The 1,646-nt window shown below is 63.3% G+C and carries 1 protein-coding gene; it reads left to right on the top strand.

All coding sequences use genetic code 11. From position 1 onward, the window contains the following. The first annotated feature begins 128 nt into the window (after positions 1–128). The gene (locus tag ACUCV3_RS27235; protein ID WP_013039775.1) at positions 129–1,478 is read left to right on the top strand and encodes an IS1380-like element ISSp1 family transposase; all 1,350 of its coding nucleotides are present in this window, start codon (positions 129–131) and stop codon (positions 1,476–1,478) included. Positions 1,479–1,646: the final 168 nt, after the last annotated feature.

The raw sequence follows: 1,646 nt of genomic DNA, 5'->3' as shown, positions 1-1,646 counted from the left end.
CCCGCCTTATTCACCAAAAGTGTCCTGAAGGGTTGGCGGGAGTGGCGTAAGCCTCTGATCTGAATTAGGAACTGGGTGTCTAAGCCGAACCTGCCGCAGGGCAGAAAATGCCACGGGCCACACCCGCCATGAACGATGATATCGCAAGCTCATTTGGATTCCCAGCAGTCGGCCGCAAGAAAATCACAGCTGCGTTCGACGGTGGCCGGCTTACCTCGGATGGCGGTGTTCTACTGCTTGCACAGGCCGAGCGCGCGATGGGGATTTGCCAGCGCCTGGCGGCTTGTATTGCCGATCCGCGCGATCCAGCGCGGGTGATCCATCGCCTGGATGACATTCTGCGTGCCCGTGTGTTCGCGATTGCGTGCGGCTATGAGGATGCCGATGATCTCGATGCTCTGCGCGACGATCCAGGCTTCCGCCTGGCGCTCGGCAAGCTGCCGGAATCGGGCGCGGGGCTGGCCAGCCAACCGACGATGAGCCGGTGGGAAAATGCACCGACTACGCGCGAACTGGCCAGCATGATGGCCGCGATGATCGACATCTACTGCGCCAGCTATCCCGCCCCTCCGACAGCGGTCACGCTGGATATCGACGACACGTGCGACGTCGTGCATGGCTATCAACAGCTCTCGTTCTGGAACGGGCATCATGGGGAGCGCTGCTTCCTACCGATCCATATCTACGACACCGCGACCGGCAGGCCGGTGGCCATGCTGCTGCGCACAGGCAAGACGCCTTCTGGAAAGGAGGCGGCGGGGCACATCCGACGCCTGGTGCGTCACCTGCGCCGTAATTGGCCCGATACCCACATCACTATCCGCGGCGACGGGCACTATGGTCGACCCGAGGTCATGGCCTACTGCGATGCGGCCCGCGTCGATTACGTGTTCGGCCTGCCCACCAATTCAGCGCTGCGCGCCGATCCCGCCATTGTTGCGGTCGCCGATGCCTGCGCGGTCAAGCGCGCCCAGCGTCAGTGTCCCGTCCTGCGCAACTATGCCGAGACCCGCTATGGGGCAAAGACCTGGAAGTGCCAGCGTCGCGTCGTTGCACGGATCGAGGCCAGCACGCTGGGCATGGACATCCGCTATGTCGTCACCTCGTTGGCAACAGGATCGGCCGAGCACATCTACGACACGCTCTACTGCGCGCGTGGTCAGGCCGAGAACCTGATCAAGCGCCACAAGTCCCAGCTCGCCAGCGACCGAACCTCGTGCCGCTCGGCCAATGCCAATCAGATGCGCCTGATACTGCACACTGCCGCATACTGGCTGCTATGGCGCATCCAGCAGGCGATGCCCAGGACCGCTGCTCTGGCAAGCGCGGAGTTTACCACCTTGCGCCTGCGGCTGCTCAAGGTCGCTGCGCGCGTCGTAGAAAGTGCTAGCCGCATCCGCATTGCCTTCGCTTCCGCCTGTCCGGATGCCGACCTGTTCCGCGCCCTCGTTCTCCGGCTGAAGCCTGCGCCGACGTAGCCCATGCGGCAGCGCCGCAGAACTCCGAGCCCAGCCCTTCAACTCGAAAAGCCCATCAATCCGAATGCGGTGAAACAAACGCCAGCGATGCCGGTCGTCCGCGCAATACAGCCAGCCGCAGCAAATGCCCAGAGCGGGCCCGAAACCGAGCGTCGTGAATAAGAGAGG

It is taken from the genome of Sphingobium sp. VMM, from assembly GCF_056790315.1.
This window is presented reverse-complemented; position numbering and strand designations above follow the sequence as displayed.